The sequence below is a fragment of the Jiella pacifica genome, assembly GCF_010500815.1.
GTDB classification, from domain to species: domain Bacteria; phylum Pseudomonadota; class Alphaproteobacteria; order Rhizobiales; family Rhizobiaceae; genus Jiella; species Jiella pacifica.
On the sequence record NZ_JAAAMG010000039.1, the window covers coordinates 1 to 26324 of the forward strand.

Genomic DNA, 26324 nt, shown 5'->3' on the forward strand with positions numbered 1-26324 from the left:
TTCTCTATCTGGTTTATTACAGATAGAGAAATGGAGTATATTAGCAATAAGCGCCGATGTGTTGCAGGCGAACGAAACTATTTTATCGTATATATCCAATATGTATTCAACGACAATCCTCTAGCAATATTTAAAGAGCGCAAGCCCGGGTGGCTCCAGAGTGTGACGCTGCCGCATACGCTTTGCAGAGCGATGCTCAATACTTCTCGTCCTGGACAAATTAAGGCGCCGGAAGAGACACGCATATTTGATCCCTTTTTAGGGACCGGAACAACGTTATTTGACGCTGTTTCGGTTTTTCCAAGATGTCATTTTACAGGGGTCGATTTAGAGCATTCATCACGACAAGCTATTATTGATAACGCCGAGTTTTTTTCACTCTCCTCAAGCTCTCTTAAGACACTTCGACGGTTTTTTGAGGGTATATATGAGAATGATTCACAACAGCGTATTAATCGAGAAACGATTCAAGACGCTTTGTTAATGCAAGATATGCCTAAGGATATTGGAGCGAAAGTAAACTGGATTGCTAGTCGATTATTTATGCCAAGAAACGGGACTGATGAGATATTAACGAGCCATGCGCAGCCTCTCGAACAATTATCTCCTGCGCTTCTGTCGACAATGATGTCGTATTCCTTTCACGATCGAATGCTGATGTGGATCATATGGCGCTCTATCAAAATGAATTACTATCAAATAATTAGACAGGGATTTGCCGCTGTTGATCAAGCGCTCAGACATGAAGTTAATGAGCGATTCATTGTTGAATTATCTGCATTGATTTCTATTCGAGAGAATCAAGAGTCCTCACCGAACGGTGGCGATGAAATATCAGGGACATACAATTCATTATATTCTCGTGGCGTAGGTGAAAGCGCAGGGTTTTTTAAAGAACTGGGGGGGCGTATTAATCGTAACGAAGGCATTAATGTTGTGTCGGGAATAGATTGCCGAGAATATATGCGTTTAAACGTTCCGAATGGGTCGATCGATATCATCGTCACGGATCCTCCGTACGGCTTCAATATCTCTAATGAGGGAGCGGATCTGAGTTTGCTATCTGTGGACATCGTTCGCGAGTTCGTGCGAATTCTCGACAGACGAGGTCAACTGTTAATGTGTTTGCCGGCGGGGGCACGCACCGGCAAAATGATTCCATATAGCCAGACGCGCGCAATTATCGCTAATGCGGTCCTGCGCGAAGCGAATCGCGCTAATAGGACGCTAACATGGTTCCTAAGATCGCAAATAGCCAAGAACAGCTTAATAAATCCGCCTTACTATTGGGGTGGACACGCCGCTGTATCTAGAGATATACTCCATTTTACTCTAGATACCTAAGGGAGCATCTCATGGTCACGTTTTACACCGACGAAAAAAAACATGTCGGGGATGGTTCTAAGAAACGAATCGAACTTCACTCCCCGTTAGCGGAATGGAAGCAAATCGAACGCGAGCGGTTGAAAGAGCTGCAAGACGAAATTCGAAACCGGCGATCCGATACGAGTCAAAACGATGTCATAAAAATATAGTCCTTGCGAAAAGTGCACTTTATTCGCGAAATCGCCCGTGAGATACATTTTATCTCACGGGCGATTTTCCGATCCGACTCACGAAATTACAATAAAAATTGTCGGCTATTGCTGCCATTCAAAATTCTCCCCCGCACAAGCTACCCGCACGTCCGCCACATAATAGACCGTCTCCTCGAGCAGCCCGGTCTTGATCGCGATCGGCGTGTTGCGGAACACCACCAGCGGCTCAAGGTCCGACTGACCGAGATAGAGCGCCAGCACCCGCCATTCCCGCCAGCCTTCGAGGCGCTCGAGATAGTCCCGCCGGATCAGCACCGGCACCGTGAACGCAAACAGCTCCCGTCCCGCCATGCCGAGCACGTCGAAAAAGTTCTTCTGCATGTGCGCCTGGATGGTCACCGTCTCGCCGAGCCGCGGCAGGGCCGCATGCTCGACCCCGTCGAGCGCGGCATGGGCCTCGCCCAGCGGCAGCTGCATGATGATGGCGGTGAGGTCGTGGGCGCTGTAGCATCCTGCCGGCAAGCCGGCGTGGCGGCAGATCTTGGTGGCATAGGCGTCATAGATGTTGGACGGCATATTCCGACTGCTCAAGCTCGAGATGAAGCTGGTCTTCGCCCTGCTCGGCTTCGCCTTTCGCGTGACCACCTGGATCGTGCGCGGCGCAAGCCGCCTGATTCCCAGACAATCACAACTCAACCGCGATCCGCAATCGCCTGCACCGCGGCAACAGCCGGCGCCAACGCTCGCGCGCCAGGCGACGGCGGCTGAAGGCTCCGGCGCCGCGCCGTCCTCTCAACCTCCTCAGCAGGCCGTTGCCATGGCCAGCCCAAGGCCGGCGGCCCCGCCCCGGCCCGCTGCGGTCCTGCCGTCCGCCGCGCAGATCCTCGCCCACCCCGACCATGCCATCTACGTCACCACCGGCAGCCAGCTGATGGTGCCGCATCCCTTCGGTGACGAGCTGCTCGACCGTCTCGACCATATCCTGATGGTCGCCGCCCATCGCGACGGCGATCCGTTCCAGATCCCGCCGCAGCTCGACGACAGCGCCGCCCCCGACACGCCGGCTCCGGCCATGCCGCCGCCCTTCGAGGACGGCGGCTTCGACCCGGTCGAACCGCAGCCCCTGCCGGCGCCGGATGACGCGCTCTGGTGCGCCCGGGCGGGGGAGCCCTTCATCAAGCTCGCCCAACAAACCCCGCCGATCATGCCCGCGGCCGAGGAAGTGGACGAGGAACCCGAGCTGATGCTGCCGCTGCCCGACTTCTTCGACGACGAAGCCTTCGACCGGTGACACCTCGGCCCTTACCGCCCGCCGACGGCGCGCTCTGGCAAATCCGCCTTGGCCATGGATTCCAGCCGGTTGCGCCGCAGAGCTGACCACCCAGCAGGCAGCCCCGCTTTGAACCGCCGCGCCGCTGTGGCACTCTCAACCCATGGACGTGCTGGCTTTCTTCTTCCAAAGCATTGCCTGGCTGCTCTGGGCCTGCGTGCAGCTGCTGCGCGCGCTGGCGATCGGCAGCTGGCGCCTCCTGCGCGGCGGCGTGCGCCTCGCCCGCCGTCAGGTCCGCCAGGGCGGCACCCACGGCACCGCCCGCTTCGCCACCCGCTGGGAGATCCTGCGCAGCGGCCTCCTCTTCGGCAAAGGTCCCGTGCTTGGCAAGGGCCGCTTCGGCCGCCTGCTGCGCTTTACCAAAGACGGCCTGGTGATGGTCTTCGCCGCCACCGGCGCCGGCAAGGGCCTTGGCATCGTCGTGCCGACCCTGCTCGACTATCCCGGCTCGATCCTGGTCACCGATCCCAAGGGCGAGAACTACGCCATCACCCGCCGCCGGCGGGCGAAGTTCGGCAGCGTGCGCATGCTCAGCCCCACCGACCTCATGCATTCCGAGCGCTACAACCCGCTCGACATCGTCCGCGCCGGCACCGCCCTTGAGGCCGACGACGCGGCCATGCTCGCCCGCTACATGGTGCGCCCCGACGCCCGAGAACCCCATTGGGACGACAAAGCGGTCTCGCTGCTCACCGCGCTGATCCTGCACACCCTCGCCGAGCCGCCGGAAACCCGAACCCTCGCCCATGTGCGCACGCTGTCAGTGGGCGAGACCCACACCTTCCGCGCCACCCTGGAAGCCATTGCCCGGAATTCGCGCTCCGTGAAGGCGTCTGAGATCGCCTCCGGCCTGCTCGGCACCCTGCCCACCGGCGACACCAGCAAGGCCGGCGAGTTCGAGAGCGTGCTGTCCAATGTCCAGAAGGCTACCGAGATATGGTCGTCCGGCTCGGCCGGGGGCGTCCTCTCCAGTGCCTCGACCTTCAGCCTCGACGAGCTGGTGACCGGTACCGCCACCGTCTACCTCTGCGTCGACGAGGAGTTCCTCGCCGTCTACGATCGCTGGCTGCGCGTCATGACCGGCTGCGTACTCTCCACCATCCTGCGCGCCAAGCGCCTGGCCCCCGGCCGCCGCAAGGTGCTGCTGCTGCTCGACGAGGTCGCCGTGCTCGGCGCCCTCGATCCTCTGGAAAAGCAGGCCGGACTGCTGCGCGCCTACTGCACCCCGGTGCTGATCTGGCAGCACATCCTCCAGGCGATCAGCGTCTACGGCCCCGAGCGGGGGCCCGCCTTCCTCGCCAACGCCTCCTGCCGGGTGTTCTTCGGCACCAACGACAACGATACCGCCGCTTATGTCTCGACCATGATCGGCCACGCCACCGTGCTGTCCAGCTCGCAGGGGGTGTCGCAGTCGAGTGATGCCTGGCTGCGCCAGCAGCACCAGCAGGGCCAGAACGAAAGCGGCTACTGGCTGCTCGACCCGGCCGAGGTCCAGCGCCTGCCGGTCACCCGCATGATCATCAAGTTCCGCAACTTGGCGTTCCCGATGATGACGAAGCGCATCGACTATCGGCGGAGGCTGCGCTGGGCGGGGCAATGGGACAAATGGCGGGCGTCGGTGCCGCCGCAGCCGGAGTTTCGGTTCCGGGCAGAGACACGCATCACCGAAATGTCGGATGCCATGGCGCACGAGCCTGCGCCCGTCCGCCCACTTGATCAGGGACTGCCGCCTGGTGCAACCGCGGCGTAGTGATCATTATAAAATGCTCGAAAACAGTAATCGCCAACTTCTCTATGAGGCAATAGTAGCCAAAAACATAATGCCGCCCTCGACGCGCTGCCTCAACGCTTGAAGACTAGCGAAAGTAATCGTTCCAGCCGCCCCATGGGTGGCCTTATTGAACACAGGGAATAGCTGGAGGATATCATCGATATCTTTCTCGACGAATCCGAGCATCTCGGGTGAGTCGGCGCCCTTCTGCCTCAGCAAGAAGCGGATTTTTGCGCGGCGTGAAGGAGTACCCTGCTGCGTCTTTTCGCAGTTAGGGTCTGCCGCGATGACATCCTTGTCTTCGGCCCAACGCCCCAGGATCTCCGAGAATATTTCGCGCACACTTGTGCAAAAGTGCCTAGCCGCATCGGCGTTTGACGGATTGAGAGCAAAAAGCGCACCTCGCCAGCGATCACAAAGATCTTGGGAGAGGTCTGAGAGGTAATCGAGGATGCCAGTGTCCTGCTCACCATCTGCAGGCGCACTCGCATCCGCGTTCAATGCGTAAGCTACCGCAGCACTGTTACTACTCTCACGCTCAGCTGCCGCCAGGATATCTTCGTTGGCAGAACCCGCAGACTCAATTCGAGCGTAGCGCTCGCTGAGGTCGAAGGCCGAGTCCCTGACTTCCACGTATTGCGTCGTGGTCAAAGCACGGAGTGCGCTCAAGCGGCGCTGTCGATCACGTTCTACTTGTGAGTTATGAGATCGTACGGCCTGGTTATATTTGTTGATGGCGGCCTGGCGCTTTTGATTATAATTACGGACTTCACGGTTATAATCATTAACAACACGCTTGTTATGCTGATTCACACGGTCAATCTCGCGATTAATATCGCGCACCTGCTTTTCGTGAGCAGCCTTGTTCGCCCGATTTACCCGATCGAATTCCTGATTATAACGCCTGATGGCATCTCTTTCCTTTTGTTGCTGCTGACGAAGCCAGGAATTATACTGTGATGGCGTCATTCGACGGACCATTAAACCCTCCTCTACTCCTCCGCTGGATCTATCTGGAGATGCCGCAATCTTACTTCAAGATCGCATTGCTGTCAGATTGCAACTTTCCGTTTATGCCTCCCTACCGCCGTCTCCCCTCCCCGCGATCCCGTTCCCACCCCCGCACTGGCGGCTTGCGCCACCCTGTGATCTGCCGCTGCCGGGCGAGCACAGCCTCCCGGCCGCCGCGGGCCGCGATGAACACCAGCTCCAGCTCGGCCTTCAACTCGCGGATCAGCTGCAACCGCCGCGCCCGCGCTGCCAGCTTTTGGCGCTGCCGTTCCCGTTCGGCCTTTTCCGCCGCGGCCTTCTGCACCCGGAGCCATCGGAACTTCTTGCCCTGGACCGCGCCCTCGAGCTTGAACGCCATCTCCCGGCTCCAGCGATCGAGCTTGCGGTTGAGCCGCGCCAGCTGCCGCTCCTTGCGCACCAGCCAGTCCTCCAGACGCCGGTCGTTGCCGGCGTGGATCTGCGACAGCCGGTCCACCCGGCTGCCACGGTCGATGCGCCGGTAGTCGAGTAGCCGCCGCTCATAGGCTTCGACCCGCATAGTCTCGCGGACGATCGGATGCACAAAGCCGAAGCGGTGCGGATCGTCCTGCCGGCGCGGACGCCGCGGCCCCACCAGCCAGGCATGGCTCTCCGGCACCACTTGGCGCTGCGCAATCTTGCGCGCTCGCGGACCCACATGGATCTCCGGCACCCGGTCGAGCCGCGCTGCCTGCCGGAAGTCCCGCCGCTGCACCGCCTCCTCGCGTTGATCAGCGAGACTGCGGTGGTCCACCCGGGCGGTGTGCCCGGCCTCTCGCAACATGCTGTTCTGATGATCCCGCCACGCCTCCCGCCATTCCCCGAGAAGCTCGCGACTGTTCCACTCGCGGGTTTTCACCCGGCGCAGGCCCGATCCCGTCGCCTGGCGCAGGGTCAGCATGATGTGGGCGTGATAGTTGCGCGGATCGTCGCCATGCTCGGCCACAGGCTTGTGCCAGGCAATGTCGGCCACCATCCCGCGGCTGACGAACTCCTGGCCAACGAACTGCCGCACCAGCGCAATTCGCTGGGCGTCGGTCAGCTCGTGCGGCAGCGCCACGTTGATCTCACGGGCCAGCTGGGCGTCCTTGCGCGTCTCCAGCGCCTCGACATGGTTCCACAGCTTTTCACGGTCGCCGAGCCAACGGGCGGCCCCCTCCGGCAGCATGATCTCGGCATGCTGCAAGCCGCCCTTGCGCCGGTAGTCCTGCACCACTCCGCGCCGCTCATCCTTCAGCACCGTCCGCGCCCGATAGGCCGCCGCCGCTACCGCGCTCGCGCCGGGCCGGGTTTCCCCCGTGCGGGCGTCGACCTTCGAGCCTCGCTTCAGCACCTGCACCGCGAAGTGATACGACGCCACCCACGCCTCCCCATGACCTCAAAGCCACAGCGCGCAACCGGGTCTCCCGGGCGCGTCCTTCCGGCCGTTGGCCACGTCCCCGTGGCGGCCGGGCCACCTATGTCGCGCAGCGATGTATAAGTGCGCTATTACTCCTTTCATGTCCATCTTCCTCCCGCCTGTGTTGCACTGATCCTTCTATACCGCCAAGCTCGCCGCCTGTCGTTTCACCTGCCTGGGATGTGGCCATTATGTCGACCCGTGAGATGACCGTGACCGGTCTCCTCGCCAACATCTTCGCCGCCGTCGCGCTGATCCTCGCCAACGCGTTTCTGCTCGATCTCGCCTGGGGCTGGTTCGGCGGCACCCCCTTTGCGATGTGCGGCATTCTCGGTTTCGTCCAAGCTGTCTTTGGCCACACCTTGGCGCTGATCCTCACCATGGTCGGTATCCTCGGCTGGGTGTTCTCCCGCTTCCAAAGCGGCGGCTATCTGGCACTGGCGATCGGCGGCGTGATCCTCAGCTCGTTCCCCGGCGTGTTCCTGCACTATCTCGGCGCGGCCTGTACCCTGCCGGCGCCGTGACCAAGCCGTCCTCAACGCGATACATGATGGACGATGTGTGATGCAGAATGCGTGATGCAGGATGTTTCACCGCAGGGCGTGGAACGTCGCTGCGCGACGTGAGGCAGGGGGCTTGCCCCCTGCACCCCCTCCGTGCCGCCCGACCGGTCGAGGCTCCGGGCCGGCGCCGTGCAGGACGTACCCCGTGGGGGCTGTCTGCCCCCACACCCCCGAGGATATTTCCACACGGAATGAGGCAGGTTGTGTATACACCCGTGCCGCCGCATCTCTGATCGACAAGCAGACCCGTCCGGCCGGGCGCTGCTGCTCGCGTGGGCAGTCCTGCAGGGCGGAATGGTGGGAGAAGGATTCTCAAAGGCCCCTGCCCCGTGCTAGTCTCCCGGTACGGTACAGCCGGGGACGGCGATGACCGTCACGGAATGAGGCCACTCCGAAAGGGGTGGCTTTTCCATTTCAGAGCCTGAACAGGGCTCGAGCATGGCGGGCTTCGCCCGCCTAGCTCTCATCCCGTCGCCTTGCCACGTCATGAGCCTCTCAGAGCCGTTGTGGTGCGTTTTGCCAGGCGGGAGGAGGAAGGGGGCGTTCGCCTTGTCAAAAAGGAACCTGTGACCGCTCAAATGGCCTCAGCTCCTTCATTCCCAGCTGTCTTTCCGAATTACCACCGACTGTTCGGTTGGCCCCTTTTTTCCCATCCGAATTTTGAAAAATGTCGCGTTAGCGGGTTTTAATATGTTTTTATAGTTTTAACTAAGTTTTAGGACAAAATTCGGCTGAATTATCCTTTTATATCAGAGACCTACGCAAAACACCTGTGGGCGATAGACGGCCAATTGTGGGTAATAGACGGCTTGTCGTGGGCGATAGACGGTTTTGCGTGGGCGATAGACGGTTGCGACAAAACTTATCCACAGGTGGTAGTAGAGTTTTTGCGTGATCAAGCCAGCAATTTTGTCGTGGGTAATAGACGCAAAGCCGCGACAGATTTTTGTCGTGGGCGATAGACGGCTTCTCCGACAAAATCAGTGGTTGGCTGTTTCGGCTAAGGGTTCGGCAGGAGCGGCTTCGTCGCCTCGGAAGCGCATCAACAGTTTGGCGCTGTCCTTACTCTCCTCGAGCGTCAGCTCGTAATCCGGCATCGGAAAGGCCTGGGTGCGTGTCACCAACTCTTTGAGATCACGTAGAAAGAACCGGTATTCCTGCGGTGAACCACTGCGCTTGTGGATCTCGCGCACGCCATAGCGCGCTTCCGTCTTCCCGGCTGCCTTACGCGCCAGCCGGTAGATGAACCGCCCAAGGCCGGAGGAGATCAGGAAGTAGTCCTCGTGCAGCGTCAGCAGAGGCAGGGATTTGTCGGCACGGACGATGCTGAGATAGACCCAGTCAGGGATAGTCACCTCGACCTCGTCGACCTTTCCTGTGGCGGTCTTGCTGATGATCCGGTACTCGCCGATGAGCGGGCGGCTATCGACCTGACGGCGCTTGCCGCCGGACAGGTTGGTGACCTTGATCGTGGTCTTCGACAGTCGGCCCAAGGCTGCCTCGATTTCCTCGTACTGGCGGCCGCCGCTCGAACGTCGGCAAAACTTCAGGATGTGCGCCACACTTGGCCGGTAGACCTTGGAGGGTAGGCTTGGGCGCAGACCCTTACCGTCCTCGACCCGGTAGCGGCGGACCTCGTCGGCCAGGGCCGAGACCATGTTGAGGAAAATGTCGTAGTCGAACACGGTCGCAAGGCCTGTCTCGGCTCCGCCCTCAATGGTGATCAGCGAGTCCTTCAGCTCATACTGGATGATGCCCGTGCGGGCCCGCTTGCTCAGCGAGAACGGGGCGACGTCCATCAGGTTGACGTCGTCCTTGATCGGCGCGTCGTAAATGGCCGGCACGAAGAACATCAGCTGGGCGTCGTCGTCGGGTGCAGTACGCAGCACCGTGCGCGAGGTCGTCTCCTGCAGCAGGGCTGCCGTCACATCTTCCCGGACGGCTTCGCTGCGGATGGTTTCCGCCAGGCGGCCAAGAGCCTTATTCAACGGCGAGGCAGGCGCGTCGCCGAGTTTGAGGTCGGCCCAAACCCGGCGGCTGTAATAGCGTCGCAGCCGGCTGAGGGCGTTCTTGTCCAGAATGACCTGCTCGCGGTCGTGCTGAGCGGCAAAGCGATCAGCCAGCTCCTGCAGATAGGCGTTCTTTTCGTGTAGCGAAAATGCCGCGAACTCTTCGCGGCTGAGCAGGTTGAGCTTGGGGCGACTCATGACCTGACCATGCCCCGGCTTGGCGCAGCCACCAAGCGCAATGCCCATCCGCATGGCAGAAAACTGAGGACAAACATAATCAGGAGCCGTATCGCCGTAAATACGGCGCGCCGTACCGCCGTAAGTGCGGTGGTCCGGTTCATTCCGCCGGGAACTCTTTCATCAGCACTGCGCGCAGGACGTCGGACATCTTCTCGCCCTTCATGGCGCACGCGACTTTCATGCGGGAGTGCAGCTCGGCATCCACGTCGAGCGTGAAGCGGACCATCTTGCGTGGCTTGTCTTCCGGCGCTTCGGGAACCACTGTCAGAGGCGCCCTGCCCTCTGTCTGTCCGCCCTGATCAACCCATGCTTCTGCGGCAGTCGGTGCGGGTGTCGTGGCCGGCTTAGGCTTGAATGCGACCTTTTTGCTCATGCGGCCTTCCTTTCTTGATTATCGTATCGCAGCAACTCTTTGGCCAGGGCTTTGACCTCGCGCGCGGCTTCCCCCGCCGGAGCCACCTCGATGACGGTCAGGCCCTGGGCTGCGCTCTCGGCATAGACGACGCGCTGGCAAACCTGGGATTTGAGCACCGGGAAGCTCTCGTCGGTGAAGGCGTCGAGCACGTCACGGCCAATCGCCGTATTTACGATTTTACGGTTCACCGCAAATACGGCCTTCAGCCCTTCCTTGAATTGCCGTGCTTCCTTGATGAGCCCCACGATGTCTTCTGTCGCCCAGACGTCGAACGGGGACGGCTGCACCGGTATCAGGATGAGGTCACTGGCCAGGATTGCGGCGCGGCCGAGTTCGCTGACCCGCGGGGCACCATCGATGATGGTGATGTCATAGTCCTTGGCGATTTCGGGCAGATCCCGATGCAGCGTGGGCTTGGCCATGCCAATAACCGGAAATAGGGGAGGGGTTTCAGCGGCTCGGGCGCTCGACCAGGTGAGACTGCTGCCCTGGGGGTCTGCGTCGACAACCAGAACCCGCTGGCCTGTGGTGGCGAATGCGGCGGCAAGGTTGATGCTGAGGGTGGTTTTCCCAACCCCGCCCTTCTGGTTCAGAATCCCGATGATCATGAGGTTAGGCCCCTTTTGCAGTTTACGGCGCGCCGTAAACACGGCTTTCCGTGGATACGGTGATACGGCAATACGGTGCCCGCAAGGCATAACCAAAAGATGAAGGAAGGGGGTGCGACGGAGCGGCCACAGTCCTGACTATGGATGAATAATCCGCGCCGTAGGACCGTAAAGCCGTAAATACGGCTCAAGGTCCGTCTTGTGGCTGCGGGATTCTGGCAAACATCGCTCGGATCTGCTCCCGCCGTTCGTCAGGCGACAATCCGCGAGCATCTGCCTCGGCAAACCACAGCGCCATCTGCTCGTTCAATCGCAATCCCTCGACAGCGCAGATTTTCTCGGCACATGCGCGGGTCAGCTTAAACCCAGAGACGGGGTTTTGCTGTGTCTTGGCTGGTGGCGACTTCATGCGCGATTTTAGCACGACCACTGGAAAAGGTACGGGGAAACGAACCAGTTCGCCGTATCGCCGTAAATACGGCATGTCAGTTGCCGCTTGTCCATAATGTTATAAAATAGTATTAAATCACATCAGGAGGTGTCCAATGGCAAGTGTTACGATCGGCGAGCATTACGAACGAATGCTCCAAAGCATGATCGAAAGCGGCCGCTATGCGACGGCGAGCGAGGTCATCCGCGACGGTCTGCGTCTGGTGGAGGAGCGTGAGCAGATCCGTGCGGCCAAGCTTGAGGCGCTTCGACGGATGATTGCTGAAGGGGACGATAGCGGGGCGGCCGAACCCCTGGACATGGCTGCGATCAAAGCGGAGGCTCGGCGCAAGAGGAACGAGAAGAAAGCCCGATCTTGAGCCTGCGCATTACCCGGCGGCCGCGGGCGAGAGAGGATCTCCTTGAGGTCTGGGGCTACATTGCCGATGACAATGAGACTGCCGCCGATCGCATGCTCGACCGCATCGAGCAGAAGCTCCTCATGCTGGCGGATCACCCACACGCCGGGCGGGAGCGGCCGGAGATTGCAGCCGGGCTGCGGAGTTTTCCGGTCGGCAACTATGTCATTTTCTATCGCATCGAACCGGACGCGCTGACCGTGGTCCGCGTCCTCAGCGGCTATCAGGACTCTGACGCGGCTGATTTTGCCTGACCGTATTTACGGCACGCCGTAAAACCGTATCGCCGTAGATGCGGTTCTTTGCTCATGCGCCTTCCATGGCGCCGCCGTGAATGGGAGGGTCTTGAATTCCTTCGGAGCCGACATCGCACGGCGTAAGGTGCACGGGTGGAGAGAAGAACCGTGGTCAGGCAGGGTTAGGATGCCAAGCTCTGCATCAGCCGGATGATGGCCTGCTTTAGGCGGGGCAACTCGTTGCGCAGCACGCCATCGAGGACGTGCGGATCGACCCGGTAGTATTCATGCCGCAGGAAATTGCCGATGCCGATGATGTTGCGCCAGGGGATGTCAGGTTCAAGGCTCCGCACCTCTTCCGGCAGCTCCTTGGCCGCTTCCGAGATGATTTGAATGGCCCGCTCGACCACCCGCAGGTGCGGGTAGCTGGCCAGAATTTCCGGCGCGGACAGATCCGCGGTGAACGACGTCACGCCTTCGATTTCGTCCAGCATGTGCTGGAGCCGGATGCGCGGGTTCTTGGCGGAGTCCATCAGAAGACGCGAATGGCGCTGTTTTCGATGTGCGGTCGGTAGAGCGGCACCAGGCCGTCCCGGGTGCTGAACCCGATCTCCACGCCGGGGAACGTATCCTCGAGGGTGTGGTAGGCTTCCATAAAGCGCGTGAAGTCCGGCTCCTGGCCCGCGGCAAAATCGGCCAGCAGATCAATGTCACTGTCGGCACGGGCCGTGTTGCGCGCCTGGGAACCGTAGAGATACAGCGCTGCCACGCCGAGGGCGCGGATGGCCGGCTCGACGGATTTGAGGCGGGCAATGATGTCGTTGCGGTTCATACCTTCAACATATGCCGCCTGGCACAACCTGTCATCTGACATCGCGCCCGGGCCTTGAATTCCCTCGGAGCCGCCATCGCACGGCATAAGGTGCACGGGCGGAGAGCCGGGGGTGCAAGCCCTTTACCGGAGGCGGCCGTCAGGCCGGGGCTTGCGGCCCTGGCGGCCCGTGCGACCGTTCCCGGTGATGGCTCGGCTTCTTCGAGGGAATTCCCTTGGTGAGCCTGAGCCTCTTCAATCCCCGCCAAAGGCGGGGAAGGGAACGCAGCCGGCTCACGCCAGCATGCGCCGGTAGGCTGTTTCACGATGGACGGGGTCCATCTCGATGCCGAGATAGTCCCGGCCGAGGGACTGCGCGGCGCGCAAGGTCGAGCCCGAGCCGCAGAACGGATCGAGCACTAGGCCGCCGGCGGGACAGAACACCTCGATATAGGGGCTGAGGATCAGCGGCGACTTCTCGGTCGGATGGCGGCGGTTGCCGGTGTAGTGCCAGGCGCCGATGTCGTTCGCTGGAACACGGGGCAGGGGAGGGCGACCCTTGGCGAGCAGCACCGCCTGTTCGTGGCTATGCGCCACGTAGCGCGCCGAGGAGGCATAGCGCTTCGGGAACACCAGGTGGCCGACTACCGTGAACCCGGCGGCCTTCCAGGCCTGGGTGAAGGCGTCCGGATGATGCCAGCCGTAAAAGGTCAAGCACAGCGCATCATCACGCAGCACCCGCGCCATCGAGCGATAGGCCGGCTCGAGCCAGTCGACCCGGTCGTCGCCGAGCAGACGCTCACCGTCACGAGAGCGGTAGCGCACACCGTAGGGTGGATCGGTGAGGATGAAGTCAACCGAGCCTGTTGGCAGGGACGCCATCACCTTCACGCAGTCGCCGAGGATGACCGTGTTACGCGGAGCCTCATGGCCCCGCAGAGCGGGGACGGGGCTCATTGCCCCGCCTCCCGGTCGGATTTGGCCTTGGCCTTGCGGATCACCAGGCGGCCGTCGATCGGCAGCGCGGTGAGCTTGAGGTTGAAGCCGTCGCCGTCGTCATGGCGCCAGGCTGAGCCGACTTTGGTCCAGAAGGCCCGGTCGCCTTCGCCCTCGACCACATAGACACTGTGGCTGGGGACGGTGGGTTTGGATTTCGATGTCATGGGTTGGTCTCCCGTTGGTTTGTCCGGCCACGTCCATCGCGGCCGGTCGGGTGACTTCGGGAACCGGCAAAGACCGGCAGGCAAGGAGGCTCCGGCCGAGGGGCTCCCTTCAGGGATACGGCTGGATGCCTTGCCGGGCGGGCTGCCGGGGCCATCACCCCGACTGTTCCGGCCGTGTGGTGTGGATGGCGGACGGGAGAGCGCCAATATTGAAATCTGCACCGCTCCGGACTGCTATGTGGCGGGATCGAATGAAGGGCTTCTGCGTCTCGAGCTATGCTTGGCCTCGACCGTGAACCTTCAACGGTCAGTTATAGGAATGCGATCTCCGCTGTGAGAACCGCGGGAGCCACCTCCTCCGGGGGCTGCGGCATCATGACCGCTGCTTTTGCAGGCATGGCCGGATCAACAAGCTGGACCATGGTCCGCATCTGTGTAATTTCTGTAACAGAAATCAAAGGAAGCGGCCGACCATGAACCCGATCAATTCCCGCGGCGGTCGCCGCTCCAATGCTGGCCGTAAGCCAGGCCCTGCCACCCGCGTCGTGCGGCTGCCGGTGCCGTTGGCAGCCATCGCGCGGCGCATGAACGAACGCGGCTTCAGGGCAGGGGACGTGAACGCGTTTCTGGATGTGGAAGCCCGGACGGCCCAGACTGTACCGCTGATGAGCGCCACGGCCTCCTGCGGCTTCCCATCCCCGGCTGACGACTACATGGACGGGCCGCTCGACTTCAACGAGCTGATCGTCACCAATCCGCCGGCGACATTTGCGGTGCGTGTCGCGGGAGAGAGCATGACCGGGGCCGGGATCTTCCCAGGCGACATTGCGGTGGTCGACCGCTCGCGTGCGCCGGTCAACGGCTGCGTCGTCCTGGCGTGCCTCGATGGCGAGTTCACCATCAAGCGCTATCAGCTGCGCGCCGACGGCATCTCCCTCCAGGCCGAAAATCCCGCGTTCCCGAGCCTCGACATTGGGGAGGGGCAGGAATTGGAAATCTGGGGCGTGGTTTCCCGCTCGATCCGGATGCTGTAGCCCGTGGCACCGCTGTTTGCCCTGGTCGACTGCAACAACTTTTATGCGTCCTGCGAGCGGGTGTTTCAGCCGCCACTGCGCGGCAAGCCGGTGGTGGTGCTGTCTAACAACGACGGCTGCGTCATCGCCCGCTCGAACGAGGCCAAGGCCCTTGGCATCGAGATGGGCGCGCCCTGGCACCTGCACCGGGAGCAATTCCAGAAGCAGGGCGTGATCGTGCGCTCGAGCAATTACACGCTCTACGGCGACATGAGCGGCCGGGTGATGCGCACCCTCGCCAATTTCACGCCGGAGCTCGAGGTCTACAGCATCGACGAGGCCTTCCTGAACCTCTCCGGCTTTGCCGATCCCGAAGCGCACAGTCGGCTGCTGCGGGCCACGGTGCTGCAATGGACGGGCATCCCGGTGTCTGTTGGCATCGCTCCTACCAAAACCCTGGCGAAGGTCGCCAACCGCCTCGCCAAGAAGGCGCCGGACAGCGGCGGCGTGATGGCGCTGGTTTCGGAGGCTGACCAGGTCGCGGCTTTGCAGCGGCTCGAGCTGACCGACATCTGGGGCGTCGCCAATCGCCTGGCGTCGCGCCTGGTGGCCCTTGGCATCCGGACGCCTCTGGCGCTCCGCGATGCGGATCCGAAAATGATCCGGGCCTCGTTCGGCGTGGTGATGGAGCGGGTGGTGCTCGAGTTGCGCGGGCAGTCGTGCCTGTCGCTCGAGGAGCATTCACCGGACAAGAAGACGATCATGGCCTCGCGCTCATTCGGGCGGCCTGTCACCGAAGAAACGGAAATGCGCGAAGCCGTCGCCACCTACATGAGCCGCGCCGTTGAAAAGATGCGGCGGCAGGGCCTGGTGACGGCGTCGATCAGCGTGTTCGTCAACACCAACCGTTTCCGGGAGCATGACGCGCAATATTACGGCTCGCAGACCGTTCGCCTGGGCATCGCCACGGCCGACACGGCAAAACTGATCAGGGCCGCCCTCTACGGGCTATCACGGATCTGGCGGCCCGGGTTCAGCTACAAGAAAGCGGGCGTGATCTGCCTCGACCTGCACCAGGCCGCGAAACAGCAGGGAGCGCTGTTTCACCAGGCCGACGATCCCGGCCGTCTCGAGCTGATGCGGCTCATGGATGAGCTGAACCGCCGCTATGGGCGCGGCTCGATCGCGTTTGCTGCGGCCGGTGTGAAGAAGGAATGGGCGCTCCGGAGCGAGCACCTGTCGGGGCGGTATTCGACTAATCAGAATGAGCTATTGAGCGTTTGATAAACCTCTTTTAGGCGTACATATTCCCTAAAGAAGGTTTATTTTATACGATATTTTCTTGAATTTTTACTATATTCTTTATAAAAATTATTATGTCATACGTCACTTTGGAATCAGGGATATTGCACGTCGAAGCAGAAATAGGATGGAATAATACAATACCTTTCCTTGCGACTCTGCGCGAAATGGACACATGCAGTGCATTTAACGAGATCACAGTGCATGTCTCGTCCCTTGGCGGTTCCGGCTTGGCAGCTACGGCAATAGCGCAGGCACTGCAAACGTGCAAAAAATCTATACGCACTATAGGAACTGGCTATGTTGCTAGCAGCGCCGTAACTATATTAGCAGCCGGCACTTCAGGGAGACGTTTTATTGTCGAGGGCTCTTTGCTTATGCTTCATGAAGCAACCCTACCCGATGACACAAATAGAACCAGAGGTATGCCTATCTCTAGGCTGTCCGGCTATGCCAAAGAAATGGAAATACGAGTTGATCAAAACTACGAAGAACTGGCACGCTTATCTAATAAGCCTGAAGCCTTTTGGCGTGAACACCTTGAGAAGCGCTTCGACTGGTTTATTCGACCAGCCGAAGCGATTGAACTAGGTTTAGTGGACGGCATTATTAAACGGTCTTCCGCGTCCCCGTGAGATTGCCGTCTTTGTCGCGCGTCTCGTAGTCTCCACTTGTTTCAGAACTAGAAGGTCTAGCATTGTCATCTCTGGGCCGAGACGACGTATCGATCTTTCCGACTGGCGGAACGGCATCCTGCGTCTGGGTGCCAATACCAACAGGTGATTTGGACATGATCCTGCTCCTAGTAGCGAACTACAACTAAGATAAAACGCAAATTTTGAGCTGAAGCTGCATTCATAGCTATCACGTTGAGGTGTTGACCTTGGTCAAGCTATCCACGGTAAAAGCACGGCCATTCATTTCGACGCCGAGGTGATAAGGGTAACGATCACGTACGTAAATCAAAAGATAATATCTTTTCGTCGCCGTGACTTAGGACAATCCCTCCTTTTTTACTTCGGTTTTTGCAGCATTTTTGCCGGCTTTGACGACGTCGGAAACCCGCTCAGCGATGGTCTCATCCTGCGAAGACTTTGGCTTTAGACCCGTGCCTTCGGCTTCCTCACTCACCGCTTCGTAAGTCTTGGCCGCGACATTCTCGGCTTTGTGAAGCGTTTCGCGCCCTTGCTCATAGGCATCGTCGCGCAAATGGTCGCGCGTCTCGCCCATCCACTCGTCTTCGGTGCGCGTCGCCGGCAGTAACGCGCCAACTGCTGCCCCAATCGCAAGCGCGATCGCTCCAAAAACCAGCGGCTCGTCATGGATGAGATCGGCGACGTTGCGTTGGGCTCGCGCCCCAGCTCGGTAAGCGCTGCGGCCTGTCCGCCTCGCACTGTGCATCGCCGTCGAGCTTGCATGGGACACGCTGTCCGAGGCATCGTGAAAACCGCGCCGCGCGGCGTCGCCGGCCGAGCTTGCTGCGTCCGAAACCGATTGTCCTGCGGTTTTGGCACTTTCGGAAACGCTGGACGCCGCGCTTGAGCCGGCAGCCCCGACAGAGCTCGCGGCATCCGCAACTTTCGAACCGATTCCGGGCCCGGTTGAGCCGGTTCCCTTCGACGTGGTCGTCGAGGATCCGACATACTGCCGGGATGGTGCCGATCGATCGTCGGTTACATCGCCATCATGGGGCGGAAACGCCTCGTCGAAACGATCGTATTCGCGATCCTCGCGCCAACGGGTGTAGCGATCGGACATCTCCTGACCCTTACCGCGCGCTCCGTCCCCCAGGAGAAGCCAGGCGAGGCCGGCACCGACTAATCCCAGCGCCAAAGGGTTGTCGCGGACTTGGCGGCCAAGGTTCTTAACGGTGTCGGCTCCCTGGCCTTCCTTGAGATAGCCCGAGACCTCGTCGACGATTTGTCCAACGGAGAGGCGGTCTCTCAGCGCATCGAAGGTTGAGTCGAGGTTCGCGCGGTGGCTTTCGGCTTCCCGTTCCAGCCGATCGGTATCGGTGCTCATTGTGTTTGCTCCTTGGCGAGCTTGGCATCCTTGCTCAGCTGATTGGCGGTGCGGTTCGGCATGAGATTGCCAGGCTCGAGGTCCTTTTTGCCCTTCATCAGAAGGATCACGCCGATGACCGCGATGATCACGCCGACGATCAGCGCCGCCCATCCCGGCCCGATATCGGGTTCGCCGATCTTCGAGATCGCGGTGACCAGTGCCGCCGTCAGGGTGAGCAGCGCCACAAGCAAACAGATCGCGCCGGCGACGAGCGATCCGCCCGCAACCTCGATCTGCGTGACCTTGTCGGAAAGCTCGGCACGGATCAGCCGCGTCTCGGTCTGGACGAGTTCGCTCGTCTCGCGAAGGGCGTGAACGACGAGATCCGGCAGGGATCTTGGTTCCTTGGGATCAACGCTCATTGTTTTCGGCTTTCACGGGATTGCTCGTTGACGCGGAGGGTTTTGCGGCCATATCCGGCTGGTTTGAACGGGGCATGCCAGCAATCGGGTTACGATCCTCCGGATACGCTCCTTCGACTGGTCGAGACTGCTCCGCATAGGTCGAGCGGTAGCCGGTCGGCACCGGGCCGGATCTGGCGGGGTCGACCCGACCGCGCGGCGGTGACTGCCGACCAGTGTCGAATGCACCCACTGAGCCGGGCCCGCCGGCGTAATCGCCCTCGTCGTGCTCGCTCGAGGAGCGGGCGAACCGGCCAAGCGCGAGACCGGCAAGTGCCGCACCGACCAGGAAGGTCGTCGGCCGCTCGCGGGCGAACCGCGCGATGGACTGGGTCAATTCTCCTATATCCTTGCCGTGAATGGTTCGCGACGCCTGCTCCAGACCACCCGCGACCTCGCGAACCACCTGGGAGGCCATCGACTGATCGCGCGAGCCCAATTCGTCAGAGGCCTTGCGAACCGCGGCGGCAAAATCGTCGAGACCGCCCGCCACGGTCTCCTTACCTTTTTCGCCCTGCTCGTAAGCAGAGTCCCGAGCGCGCTTAGAATAGTCCGAGGCGGTATCACGTAGGGACTCAGTCGCCTTGCGCGTTTCCGCCTTCGCGGATTCGAATTCCTCGCTGCCCCGCGCCTTGGTTTGTTCAAAATCTTCCTTCGGTTTGTCTGTGTCCGCAGACCCGGAGGAGGTCGATGATGGTTCGATTATCATCGGTTCAAATCCTTTAGTTGAGCCCGAGAAGGGACAGGATCGCCAGGACCACGACGATCAGGCCGATGAGGTAGATAATGCTGTTCATGAAGTTGGTTCCTTGCGTTGGCAGACAGAGCGGGGTCTAGGGCATCCTCGATCTGCGCTGCATGACCGCTAAGAGCAGCGTCGCGGGCACCGCGAGCGCCAGCGTCCCCGCCGACACCCGCTTCGGCCTGCGCGACGCCGGTGCCTCTTTTTGGAAATTACCGGATGACGAACGGTCAACGAGCGACCCATCGCGGTCACCCCCGGCGACGCGATCGGCCATGGTGGCACCGCGCTCGCCCAGCGGGCGTTGGGTGCCCGTCGTCGTGTCTTGGGCGGTCTGATGTTCCATTTCGGAATTCAGTTCGCCGCCGATGATGAGGATCGTGGACGAAATCCAGATCCAGGTCATGAAGCCGATTAGAGCGCCGAGCGATCCGTAGGTCTTGTTGTAAGAGCCAAAATTCGCGACGTACCAGGAGAACAGCACCGACACGATCACGACCAGCGCCATGGTCAGGATGACGCCCGGCGTGATCCATTTCCATCGGGCGTTCGCCCGGCACGGCCCCCAGCGATAGAGCGAGGCGACGGCCAAGGAGACCACGACCGCCATTCCCAGATAACTCACGATGCGCACCAGCCATTCGGCCGATTTGCCAAGTCCGACGAAGTCAAGAACGATCGGCAGAAGAACGACGACGCCAATAAACAGGATGGCACCCGCAACAGCCGCCAGGGTGAAGGCGAGCGAGATGATGGTGAGTTTGACGAAGCCTCGCTCTTCTTGTTCGTCATAAGCGACGTTCATCGCTTCAAAGAGCGCCTTCATTCCGGCATTGGCGCTCCACAAGGCGATCGCCAGCGACACGACGAAGGTCACCCCGAGCGTCGCGTTTCCCTGCTGGCTCAACCGCGTGAGTTGCTCGCCGATAATGTCCATCCCGCCTCCCGGCACGAAGCTCGAGAGCATAGAGACCTGATCCTGGATCGTCGCAGGATCGGCGAACAAGCTGTAGACGGAAACGAGAGCGGACAGGGCGGGGACCATCGCGAGGAGCAGATAGTAGGTGACGCCGGCTGCGACGAGCATCACCCGGTCGTCGCTGATCTCTTGGTAGATGCGCCACAGAACGTCTTTCCACCCGGCCGGTGGAATCTCGCCTGGCGAGGCAGCATTATAACCTCGAGCAGAGTCCGTCATCACACTCACAAACTGGCACGGCACTAAAGTCCCGAGCTAACGAAAACTTGATTTCAAACTCGACTGGAAGCCTACTGGTTCCGATCCGATTTCATCGAAAATTCAGTCGCAACCATCAAGTTGCGGTCAGACAGAAGTAGATCGACAACCTGTTTTAAGTCGCACGTGACCACCTGACCAATCCTGCGAATAAGGGCTGACCTTCGACTATACGGTCTGAGAGATCTCCCCATTAAATGGGGTCAGCCAAAATCCCTTATGCCAAAAATCAAGAATTATGGAAGATTTTGATTGCGTAGCCCGGCCAATGGGTTATCCTTTCCATAAATCATGGACAAAAGTCACGCCCCCATCCGCTCCTTCGGCTATGCCCGCGTCTCCACCGTCGGCCAGACCCTCGAGGCCCAGCTCGAAGAGCTGCACGCCGCCGGATGCACCACCGTCTTTCGCGAGAAGGTCTCCGGCGCCAAGGCCGACCGCAAGGAGCTGATGAAGCTCCTCGCCACCCTTGGCCCCGGCGACGAGCTGGTGGTCACCCGCATCGACCGCCTGGCCCGATCGACCTTCGACATGTTCGCCATCGTCAAGCGCATCGTCGACGCCGGCGCGCGGTTCCGCTCGCTGGCCCAGCCCTGGGCCGACACCGACGACAGCACCGGCCGCCTGATGCTGGCGGTGCTCGGTGGTCTGGCCGACGTCGAGCGCGATCTGATCAAGACTCGCACAGCCGAGGGCCGCGCCCGCGCTAAGGCGCGCGGCGTGAAGATGGGGCGGCGCCCCAAGCTGACGTCGGCGCAAAAGGCCGAAGCGCTCGAACGCAAGGCCAATGGCGAGCCACACATGTCAATCGCTCGCTCGTTCAACGTCAGTAACCAGACGATTGGACGGCTGCGGCCATGACGGTGCAGCTCGACCTTCTGGACAGCCTGGTCGCCTCCCTGCCGCCGCGGCTTTATCTCTGCCGGGTCAATCCAAGGCGCCGCATGTCGCGCTTCTACGTGCTGGCAATCGAGCCCACGCTGTTCGGCGGCTACTCCCTTGCGCGCGCGTATGGCCGGATCGGCCGTGGGGGGGCGGGTGATGCGGCAGTTTTTCGACACGGCCGAGGCGGCTGTGCAGGAGTTCTCTCGGCTTCGACGAGTGAAGGAACGCCGTGGGTACGCCTGAGGAAAAAGGTCACTGGCATGGCGCCTTCCTTCGCGCCCGGCTGAAACAGAATACAATGATTCTGTTTCACCATGAAGCTTTTTGCGCGGCGAAGGCGGCGCGTATATAGATACCTCTACCAGCTTCGCCGTAGGTCTTCAGGTCGCGATCTGGATAGCTCTCGCTGCGTGGGTCGGGTTCCTGCCACTGCTTGCTGCAATTGCAATCAATCTGGCTTGGGAGCTGGCTATGCGTACATTTCGGAAGTGCATGGTAGGGATTGAGGTGCTGCGGGCTTGGCAGGAAATCCGACCTATGCAAGCGAGTGAGTTCAAGGATCGATCTGTCTAAGACTGGCGGAAGAGCCCTCAGGCGGGGTTCGATTCCCCGCCCCCGCACCCATCCTAAATGAAACAGAATTGGGGATTCTGTTTCAGATACTCTTTCGAGTGCCAGTCAGAGTTTAGCTCAGCACCTACCACAATTGCCCAGTATGCACGCGATTGTTGCGCCACTAGCGCCACCAGCTAATGCAGCAAGCACTTTTGATGAGACTTGCACCCCAGCTACGGCTGTTCCAACAAGCAGAGTTCCACCGCTTGCGACCCATGCGGCGACCACTGCCGCTCCGACCACCACCCATGCGGCAATACACAGGTCTCGTCCTATAGAAAATAGGACGATATTTTCCTGATTATTAACGGCTTTTATTTCTTCAACAATGTCTTCCACCTGCATGTTCGACAGTTTGCCTGAGGACTCTATTTCATCGAGCTTTGCATTTATGTCTTGAAGCGCTTTGGCATCACATTTCGGACCATTTTGCGGGCAGGAGAAACTGGCCTGCAACGATGCCCGGTACGCATCAAAAAATTCCTCAGTCGAAAATGTTTTCACTGCACTCATTCTTGCCTCCCTTAGAGTGACCTATGGGAAGAATGCCGTTATCGGAAAATTTTTCAACCCTCCGTTTTACACCTGTAGATAAAACAGAATCATTGTATCTGTTTCAATGCCTTAGCTACGGCAGCCCGGGTTGACGGCCTGCGGGCCCGCCTAGACTGGTTTAGGTCAGGTCAGAATGGCCTGACCGCGCCCGCAGGGCAAACCAGCGGGCCTGCAGGCGGTCACCGCCGCGCGGGCCCCCATGTCCATGCGGGAGGCCCGGTTGCGCAGCAAGCCCGCGAGACCCGTGGCTCGCGGGCAGGGCCGGAGCATTGACATGGGGAAGCGGCGGGAAACCCGGGCGGGTCGTTTGCCGCCCGAGGCCCATTTCCTGTAAAGGCCGCTTGCTCGGCCTCCCGTCACGTCCGGATGGCCCCGGCCCGGTGCGCCGCCCGGGCATAGGCTGACAAAGGCTTGTCGGCCGTGAAATGCCGGTCGCGCTCCACCGGCAAGCCGAGCTTGCCACGCACCTCGGCGATTTCCGAGATCCGCACCGAGCCCAGCTCCGGGCACTGCATGCCAAGATCGCAGAGGCCGAAGGCGATGTCAGGGTCTGCCGGGTCCAGCTCGGTCAAGAGCCAGGTTGCGGCGCCGTCCGGCGTGAACAGCTTCACGATCGGGGCGGGGTCGATGTCCTGGCCGGCAGCTGACAGGCGGCCGTTCTCGAGCATTGCTTCCCGTTGGGCTTTTGTGATGAGGGTCATTTGGGCGTTCTCCCGTTGATTGCTCTTTGCCCTGATGGGCACGGGAGAGGGCGCACGCCGGCTTCAATCCGGCAGTCCTGCCCAACACGGGTTCTGGTGCGGGCCGGGCATGGACAGCCGGATGCCGGCGGGCATACGCGATCCTGCCAGAAGGGCGACAATTCATCGGCAGCGACCCCCGAGCCTCCACCGGCCAACGGCAGCACCTCTCGGTTGCCATCGATCTGGCCAGCGGGCTAGCATCCGTCACGGCTGGAGAGGTTATGGCAAAGTGACAGACTGACGGCGTGATCGACGCGGCGGTAGGCCGCCGCATCCGCATGCACCGGCTTGCGCGCGGCATGAGCCAGACCGACCTGGCGCGTGCGCTCAAGATCACCTTCCAGCAGGTGCAGAAATACGAGAAGGGCATGAACCGGGTCAGCGCCAGCCGGCTGCAGCAAACGGCCGACGTCTTCGGGCTGCCGGTCAGTGCCTTTTTCGGCGACGCGGGAGCTTCCGAGATCGACGGCGGCGGGCTGGCGAACTTCGTGACCACAAAGGAGGGTCTCGACCTCAACCGCGCTTTCGCGGCCATTTCCGATCGTGACGTGCGCCGGGGTGTTGTTCGGCTTGTCGAGACGATCGTTAAGGACGCGCCGGATGCTCAAGTGACTGAGGGATAAAGGACATTATCATATATGCATGTATTCTGCACGTGTACTTCAAGCGAACCGCTGTGCCTTAGAGCCCGAGCGAAAAGGAGTTGAGCGATATCAGCAGGTTGTGATTCCCGTACGTTGTCGAGACGATGGGGAATTGAAATGGCCTGGGATGATACCGCTCGGCTTGAGCATAGCCGCAGATGCGTTCGCTATCCAAGCGACATGACGGAAAGGGAATGGGCGCTGATTGGGCCGATGCTGCCATCGGCCAAGCCTGGCGGCAGGCCGCGGACTACCTGCCTGCGAGAGGTCATGAACGCCATCCTTTACGTTGCCTCGAGTGGTTGCCAGTGGCGAATGCTGCCTGCGGATTTTCCGCCGGCCTCCACTGTTCGCGGCTACTTCTACGGCTGGCGTGACAGCGCTCTGCTCTCGACGATCAACGGCCTTCTGGTCATCGGCGCTCGAGAACTGGAAGAACGCGAGGCCAGCCCGACAGCCGGCGTGATTGACAGCCAAAGCGTCAAAACCACCGAAAGCGGAGGGGTACGCGGGTATGACGCGGGCAAAAAGATTAAGGGACGCAAGCGCCACATCGTCACCGACACACTCGGCTTCATGCTCGCTGTTGTGGTCCACGGCGCCGACATTCAGGATCGCGACGGGGCGACAATGGTGCTGAAGTCCTTGCGTTACCGGTTTCCCTGGCTGCGCCACATCTTTGCCGATGGCGGCTATGCCGGCGATAAGCTGCGGAGCTCGCTACGCGGACATGGTGATTGGACGATTGAGATCATCAAGCGATCGGACACGGCCAAGGGCTTTGAGGTTCTGCCGCGTCGATGGGTGGTCGAACGAACCTTCGCTTGGCTTGGCCGATGCCGCCGTCTTGCCAAGGACTGGGAACGATCAATCGAAAGCGCGACGGCCTGGACGCTCATCGCCAGCATCCGAATGCTCACGAGGCGCATCGCAAGATATTGGAAATACCAGTGAACTTTTGAATCGGGCTCTTACCCAGACGAGCGTAAGGCTCTCGTGCGCCGAGCACTCTGGTCTCCCCCACTATTGAACCAACACTTCCCTCAGGCGTTGTGCAATCGCAAAGCGCTTGGTAGAGGTCGTACCTTCACGACGTGATACCTCTAGGGAGCCGTGACGCAATGCCAAAACCGCATTCCGCACTTCTGAGCGCAGTCACCACTGCATGCAGAGAAGCTGTGACAACCTTCACTAATAAATCAATTGATTCTGCGTCACAAATTGCGTACGCGTCCCAAATTTTCAGCCAGAATTTTCTTCGTGATTGGATCTTCCAAGACAGCATCCCGGAAACCTGCTCTCTTACTCCGCCTTCTAATGGACCTTTCTTATTTCTGTTCCTGAAGAACGCTACGGTAACCAATCTTCAATTCGTTGAATTCAACGCACTACTAACCTCCTACTGTCGTTCCAAAGACGACACTTTACCAGGTACATTTCTCACTACAGATCATTTCAAAAGCATAATTAACGATGTTTTTCAGACCGCTCTCTATGATGTAACCTCTCTCGAGGCAATAGTCACCGACGACGATTCTCTGGCGATACGATTGACTAATCGGTTAATGCAGTTGTACGCCGACATGCTATCCCATGTTGTTATTGTTGACTTATATTTAACTAGTGCCTCTGTTTACGTTCCCCCTACTATGCATTTGGATATATATAAAATTACCAAGTTATCCGGGTATATCCACTCGGCTGGCGTCCAAATGTACGTACGCGAAGCTAGCAAAGCAGACGTCTATGATCTGCGTTCAAAAATAAACAAGTTTGCTGAGTCTGCATCGACGCCATTCACTCTTGTTCCATACGCCAAAGAATACTTCCTTCCGTTTGAGAGTGGTGCTCACTCTACGCGAAATGGATTAGACGGCGTAATGCTTCAAGGCAGCAAACATCACCTCCGCGATATTAATTTATCGCAATTTCTTGGCTTATTAGCTAAAGGGAATGAGAAAATTCTCATACCCCCTGGCTTGAATCCCTATAATCAGGAACGTGTACAGCAGGTAGATTCTGGAGCTTGTCAAAATTTCTCTATCTGGTTTATTACAGATAGAGAAATGGAGTATATTAGCAATAAGCGCCGATGTGTTGCAGGCGAACGAAACTATTTTATCGTATATATCCAATATGTATTCAACGACAATCCTCTAGCAA

General features: G+C 59.9%; 31 protein-coding genes. 15 read left to right on the forward strand and 16 right to left on the reverse strand.

Translation table 11 applies throughout. The features are described from left to right. Positions 1-1344 (forward strand): TRM11 family methyltransferase (locus tag GTK09_RS25580; protein WP_203561209.1); only part of this gene is annotated, 1344 nt, incomplete at its 5' end. Positions 1345-1355: 11 nt separating this feature from the next. Beyond that, on the forward strand, positions 1356-1535 hold the full coding sequence (locus GTK09_RS25585; RefSeq protein WP_163466241.1) for a hypothetical protein: 180 nt from the start codon (positions 1356-1358) through the stop codon (positions 1533-1535). Between the two features lie 105 nt (positions 1536-1640). Here the strand turns inward: GTK09_RS25585 and GTK09_RS25590 are convergent, their stop codons facing one another. Further along, positions 1641-2114, reverse strand: coding sequence for a hypothetical protein (locus GTK09_RS25590; RefSeq protein WP_163466242.1), 474 nt, complete (start codon positions 2112-2114; stop codon positions 1641-1643). Between the two features lie 22 nt (positions 2115-2136). Between GTK09_RS25590 and GTK09_RS25595 the strand changes: the two genes are divergently transcribed. Both GTK09_RS25595 and GTK09_RS25600 read left to right on the forward strand, forming a co-directional pair. After that, a complete protein-coding gene (locus GTK09_RS25595) occupies positions 2137-2829 on the forward strand; it encodes a hypothetical protein (protein WP_163466243.1) in 693 nt (230 codons plus the stop codon). Between the two features lie 142 nt (positions 2830-2971). Beyond that, positions 2972-4618: a type IV secretory system conjugative DNA transfer family protein gene (locus GTK09_RS25600; RefSeq protein WP_163466244.1), complete on the forward strand. Its 1647-nt coding sequence runs from the start codon at positions 2972-2974 to the stop codon at positions 4616-4618. A 42-nt stretch (positions 4619-4660) separates the two neighbouring features. On the opposite strand, the gene GTK09_RS25605 is transcribed toward GTK09_RS25600, so the two are convergent. After that, positions 4661-5608, reverse strand: coding sequence for a pPIWI-associating nuclease domain-containing protein (locus GTK09_RS25605; protein ID WP_246218132.1), 948 nt, complete (start codon positions 5606-5608; stop codon positions 4661-4663). A gap of 112 nt (positions 5609-5720) precedes the next feature. Further along, entirely contained in the window at positions 5721-7028 is a 1308-nt protein-coding gene (gene mobQ, locus GTK09_RS25610) for a MobQ family relaxase (RefSeq protein WP_163466246.1), read from the reverse strand. A 230-nt stretch (positions 7029-7258) separates the two neighbouring features. Here mobQ and GTK09_RS25615 point away from each other — a divergent pair, with 230 nt between their 5' ends. Further along, positions 7259-7591: a hypothetical protein gene (locus GTK09_RS25615; protein ID WP_163466247.1), complete on the forward strand. Its 333-nt coding sequence runs from the start codon at positions 7259-7261 to the stop codon at positions 7589-7591. Between the two features lie 1019 nt (positions 7592-8610). Here GTK09_RS25615 and GTK09_RS25620 read toward each other — a convergent pair. The 3 genes from GTK09_RS25620 to parA all read right to left on the reverse strand — a co-directional run bounded on the left by GTK09_RS25620 (position 8611) and on the right by parA (position 10902). Beyond that, positions 8611-9891, reverse strand: coding sequence for a replication initiator protein A (locus GTK09_RS25620; protein WP_246218133.1), 1281 nt, complete (start codon positions 9889-9891; stop codon positions 8611-8613). Between the two features lie 85 nt (positions 9892-9976). After that, the gene (locus GTK09_RS25625; RefSeq protein WP_163466248.1) at positions 9977-10252 is read right to left on the reverse strand and encodes a plasmid partition protein ParG; all 276 of its coding nucleotides are present in this window, start codon (positions 10250-10252) and stop codon (positions 9977-9979) included. Beyond that, on the reverse strand, positions 10249-10902 hold the full coding sequence (parA, locus tag GTK09_RS25630; protein ID WP_163466249.1) for a ParA family partition ATPase: 654 nt from the start codon (positions 10900-10902) through the stop codon (positions 10249-10251). The genes GTK09_RS25625 and parA overlap by 4 nt, the downstream gene beginning before the upstream one ends. A 545-nt stretch (positions 10903-11447) precedes the next feature. On the opposite strand from parA, the gene GTK09_RS25635 reads away from it, so the two are divergent. After that, positions 11448-11711 carry a type II toxin-antitoxin system ParD family antitoxin gene (locus GTK09_RS25635; protein WP_163466250.1) on the forward strand — a complete coding sequence of 88 codons (264 nt, stop codon included), beginning with the start codon at positions 11448-11450 and terminating at the stop codon, positions 11709-11711. Further along, a complete protein-coding gene (locus GTK09_RS25640; RefSeq protein WP_163466251.1) occupies positions 11708-12004 on the forward strand; it encodes a type II toxin-antitoxin system RelE/ParE family toxin in 297 nt (98 codons plus the stop codon). Before GTK09_RS25635 ends, GTK09_RS25640 begins: the two co-directional genes overlap by 4 nt. Before the next feature lie 164 nt (positions 12005-12168). On the opposite strand, the gene GTK09_RS25645 is transcribed toward GTK09_RS25640, so the two are convergent. From GTK09_RS25645 to GTK09_RS25660, 4 genes are all read right to left on the reverse strand, one after another. Beyond that, entirely contained in the window at positions 12169-12519 is a 351-nt protein-coding gene (locus tag GTK09_RS25645; RefSeq protein WP_163466252.1) for a HepT-like ribonuclease domain-containing protein, read from the reverse strand. Continuing rightward, the gene (locus GTK09_RS25650; RefSeq protein WP_163466253.1) at positions 12519-12818 is read right to left on the reverse strand and encodes a nucleotidyltransferase family protein; all 300 of its coding nucleotides are present in this window, start codon (positions 12816-12818) and stop codon (positions 12519-12521) included. Before GTK09_RS25650 ends, GTK09_RS25645 begins: the two co-directional genes overlap by 1 nt. Before the next feature lie 273 nt (positions 12819-13091). Continuing rightward, entirely contained in the window at positions 13092-13754 is a 663-nt protein-coding gene (locus GTK09_RS25655) for a DNA methyltransferase (RefSeq protein ID WP_163466254.1), read from the reverse strand. Further along, a complete protein-coding gene (locus GTK09_RS25660) occupies positions 13751-13960 on the reverse strand; it encodes a hypothetical protein (protein WP_163466255.1) in 210 nt (69 codons plus the stop codon). The genes GTK09_RS25655 and GTK09_RS25660 overlap by 4 nt, the downstream gene beginning before the upstream one ends. Before the next feature lie 473 nt (positions 13961-14433). On the opposite strand from GTK09_RS25660, the gene GTK09_RS25665 reads away from it, so the two are divergent. The 3 genes from GTK09_RS25665 to GTK09_RS25675 all read left to right on the forward strand — a co-directional run bounded on the left by GTK09_RS25665 (position 14434) and on the right by GTK09_RS25675 (position 16910). Continuing rightward, complete coding sequence (locus GTK09_RS25665) at positions 14434-14994, forward strand: LexA family protein (protein ID WP_246218134.1); 561 nt, start codon at positions 14434-14436, stop codon at positions 14992-14994. A 3-nt stretch (positions 14995-14997) separates the two neighbouring features. Continuing rightward, complete coding sequence (locus tag GTK09_RS25670; RefSeq protein ID WP_163466256.1) at positions 14998-16257, forward strand: Y-family DNA polymerase; 1260 nt, start codon at positions 14998-15000, stop codon at positions 16255-16257. Between the two features lie 92 nt (positions 16258-16349). Further along, complete coding sequence (locus tag GTK09_RS25675) at positions 16350-16910, forward strand: ClpP family protease (RefSeq protein ID WP_163466257.1); 561 nt, start codon at positions 16350-16352, stop codon at positions 16908-16910. A 358-nt stretch (positions 16911-17268) separates the two neighbouring features. Here the strand turns inward: GTK09_RS25675 and GTK09_RS25680 are convergent, their stop codons facing one another. The 4 genes from GTK09_RS25680 to GTK09_RS25695 all read right to left on the reverse strand — a co-directional run bounded on the left by GTK09_RS25680 (position 17269) and on the right by GTK09_RS25695 (position 20680). Then, a complete protein-coding gene (locus GTK09_RS25680) occupies positions 17269-18297 on the reverse strand; it encodes a DUF3618 domain-containing protein (protein WP_163466258.1) in 1029 nt (342 codons plus the stop codon). Next, complete coding sequence (locus GTK09_RS25685; protein ID WP_163466259.1) at positions 18294-18701, reverse strand: phage holin family protein; 408 nt, start codon at positions 18699-18701, stop codon at positions 18294-18296. The genes GTK09_RS25680 and GTK09_RS25685 overlap by 4 nt, the downstream gene beginning before the upstream one ends. Then, a complete protein-coding gene (locus GTK09_RS25690) occupies positions 18691-19449 on the reverse strand; it encodes a hypothetical protein (RefSeq protein ID WP_163466260.1) in 759 nt (252 codons plus the stop codon). Before GTK09_RS25690 ends, GTK09_RS25685 begins: the two co-directional genes overlap by 11 nt. Before the next feature lie 124 nt (positions 19450-19573). Continuing rightward, positions 19574-20680, reverse strand: a complete 1107-nt coding sequence (locus GTK09_RS25695; protein WP_163466261.1) for a YihY/virulence factor BrkB family protein — start codon at positions 20678-20680, stop codon at positions 19574-19576. 330 nt (positions 20681-21010) lie between these two features. Between GTK09_RS25695 and GTK09_RS25700 the strand changes: the two genes are divergently transcribed. Together GTK09_RS25700 and GTK09_RS25705 are read left to right on the forward strand one after the other, a co-directional pair. Further along, a complete protein-coding gene (locus tag GTK09_RS25700; RefSeq protein WP_163466262.1) occupies positions 21011-21580 on the forward strand; it encodes a recombinase family protein in 570 nt (189 codons plus the stop codon). Next, on the forward strand, positions 21577-21891 hold the full coding sequence (locus tag GTK09_RS25705; protein ID WP_163466263.1) for a WGR domain-containing protein: 315 nt from the start codon (positions 21577-21579) through the stop codon (positions 21889-21891). The genes GTK09_RS25700 and GTK09_RS25705 overlap by 4 nt, the downstream gene beginning before the upstream one ends. A 403-nt stretch (positions 21892-22294) precedes the next feature. On the opposite strand, the gene GTK09_RS25710 is transcribed toward GTK09_RS25705, so the two are convergent. Together GTK09_RS25710 and GTK09_RS25715 are read right to left on the reverse strand one after the other, a co-directional pair. Beyond that, entirely contained in the window at positions 22295-22732 is a 438-nt protein-coding gene (locus GTK09_RS25710; RefSeq protein WP_163466264.1) for a hypothetical protein, read from the reverse strand. Between the two features lie 398 nt (positions 22733-23130). Further along, a complete protein-coding gene (locus GTK09_RS25715) occupies positions 23131-23475 on the reverse strand; it encodes a DUF2958 domain-containing protein (RefSeq protein ID WP_163466265.1) in 345 nt (114 codons plus the stop codon). A gap of 287 nt (positions 23476-23762) precedes the next feature. Here GTK09_RS25715 and GTK09_RS25720 point away from each other — a divergent pair, with 287 nt between their 5' ends. The 3 genes from GTK09_RS25720 to GTK09_RS25730 form a co-directional block, all read left to right on the forward strand. Beyond that, positions 23763-24140, forward strand: a complete 378-nt coding sequence (locus GTK09_RS25720) for a helix-turn-helix domain-containing protein (RefSeq protein ID WP_312869961.1) — start codon at positions 23763-23765, stop codon at positions 24138-24140. Between the two features lie 138 nt (positions 24141-24278). Next, positions 24279-25115, forward strand: coding sequence for an IS5 family transposase (locus GTK09_RS25725; RefSeq protein ID WP_163466266.1), 837 nt, complete (start codon positions 24279-24281; stop codon positions 25113-25115). A gap of 167 nt (positions 25116-25282) precedes the next feature. After that, positions 25283-26324, forward strand: a 1042-nt coding sequence (locus tag GTK09_RS25730) for a hypothetical protein (RefSeq protein ID WP_163466267.1), incomplete at its 3' end; no start/stop codon positions are given.

What these genes read in the sequence shown, in the direction of transcription:
- GTK09_RS25585 (WP_163466241.1), top strand. Translation starts at nt 1,356, where the DNA reads ATGGTCACGTTTTACACCGACGAAAAAAAACATGTCGGGGATGGTTCT.
- GTK09_RS25590 (WP_163466242.1), bottom strand. Translation starts at nt 2,114, where the DNA reads ATGCCGTCCAACATCTATGACGCCTATGCCACCAAGATCTGCCGCCAC.
- GTK09_RS25595 (WP_163466243.1), top strand. Translation starts at nt 2,137, where the DNA reads ATGAAGCTGGTCTTCGCCCTGCTCGGCTTCGCCTTTCGCGTGACCACC.
- GTK09_RS25600 (WP_163466244.1), top strand. Translation starts at nt 2,972, where the DNA reads ATGGACGTGCTGGCTTTCTTCTTCCAAAGCATTGCCTGGCTGCTCTGG.
- GTK09_RS25605 (WP_246218132.1), bottom strand. Translation starts at nt 5,608, where the DNA reads ATGACGCCATCACAGTATAATTCCTGGCTTCGTCAGCAGCAACAAAAG.
- GTK09_RS25615 (WP_163466247.1), top strand. Translation starts at nt 7,259, where the DNA reads ATGTCGACCCGTGAGATGACCGTGACCGGTCTCCTCGCCAACATCTTC.
- GTK09_RS25620 (WP_246218133.1), bottom strand. Translation starts at nt 9,891, where the DNA reads ATGCGGATGGGCATTGCGCTTGGTGGCTGCGCCAAGCCGGGGCATGGT.
- GTK09_RS25625 (WP_163466248.1), bottom strand. Translation starts at nt 10,252, where the DNA reads ATGAGCAAAAAGGTCGCATTCAAGCCTAAGCCGGCCACGACACCCGCA.
- parA (WP_163466249.1), bottom strand. Translation starts at nt 10,902, where the DNA reads ATGATCATCGGGATTCTGAACCAGAAGGGCGGGGTTGGGAAAACCACC.
- GTK09_RS25635 (WP_163466250.1), top strand. Translation starts at nt 11,448, where the DNA reads ATGGCAAGTGTTACGATCGGCGAGCATTACGAACGAATGCTCCAAAGC.
- GTK09_RS25645 (WP_163466252.1), bottom strand. Translation starts at nt 12,519, where the DNA reads ATGGACTCCGCCAAGAACCCGCGCATCCGGCTCCAGCACATGCTGGAC.
- GTK09_RS25650 (WP_163466253.1), bottom strand. Translation starts at nt 12,818, where the DNA reads ATGAACCGCAACGACATCATTGCCCGCCTCAAATCCGTCGAGCCGGCC.
- GTK09_RS25655 (WP_163466254.1), bottom strand. Translation starts at nt 13,754, where the DNA reads ATGAGCCCCGTCCCCGCTCTGCGGGGCCATGAGGCTCCGCGTAACACG.
- GTK09_RS25660 (WP_163466255.1), bottom strand. Translation starts at nt 13,960, where the DNA reads ATGACATCGAAATCCAAACCCACCGTCCCCAGCCACAGTGTCTATGTG.
- GTK09_RS25665 (WP_246218134.1), top strand. Translation starts at nt 14,434, where the DNA reads ATGAACCCGATCAATTCCCGCGGCGGTCGCCGCTCCAATGCTGGCCGT.
- GTK09_RS25675 (WP_163466257.1), top strand. Translation starts at nt 16,350, where the DNA reads ATGTCATACGTCACTTTGGAATCAGGGATATTGCACGTCGAAGCAGAA.
- GTK09_RS25680 (WP_163466258.1), bottom strand. Translation starts at nt 18,297, where the DNA reads ATGAGCACCGATACCGATCGGCTGGAACGGGAAGCCGAAAGCCACCGC.
- GTK09_RS25685 (WP_163466259.1), bottom strand. Translation starts at nt 18,701, where the DNA reads ATGAGCGTTGATCCCAAGGAACCAAGATCCCTGCCGGATCTCGTCGTT.
- GTK09_RS25690 (WP_163466260.1), bottom strand. Translation starts at nt 19,449, where the DNA reads ATGATAATCGAACCATCATCGACCTCCTCCGGGTCTGCGGACACAGAC.
- GTK09_RS25695 (WP_163466261.1), bottom strand. Translation starts at nt 20,680, where the DNA reads ATGACGGACTCTGCTCGAGGTTATAATGCTGCCTCGCCAGGCGAGATT.
- GTK09_RS25700 (WP_163466262.1), top strand. Translation starts at nt 21,011, where the DNA reads ATGGACAAAAGTCACGCCCCCATCCGCTCCTTCGGCTATGCCCGCGTC.
- GTK09_RS25705 (WP_163466263.1), top strand. Translation starts at nt 21,577, where the DNA reads ATGACGGTGCAGCTCGACCTTCTGGACAGCCTGGTCGCCTCCCTGCCG.
- GTK09_RS25710 (WP_163466264.1), bottom strand. Translation starts at nt 22,732, where the DNA reads ATGAGTGCAGTGAAAACATTTTCGACTGAGGAATTTTTTGATGCGTAC.
- GTK09_RS25715 (WP_163466265.1), bottom strand. Translation starts at nt 23,475, where the DNA reads ATGACCCTCATCACAAAAGCCCAACGGGAAGCAATGCTCGAGAACGGC.
- GTK09_RS25725 (WP_163466266.1), top strand. Translation starts at nt 24,279, where the DNA reads ATGGCCTGGGATGATACCGCTCGGCTTGAGCATAGCCGCAGATGCGTT.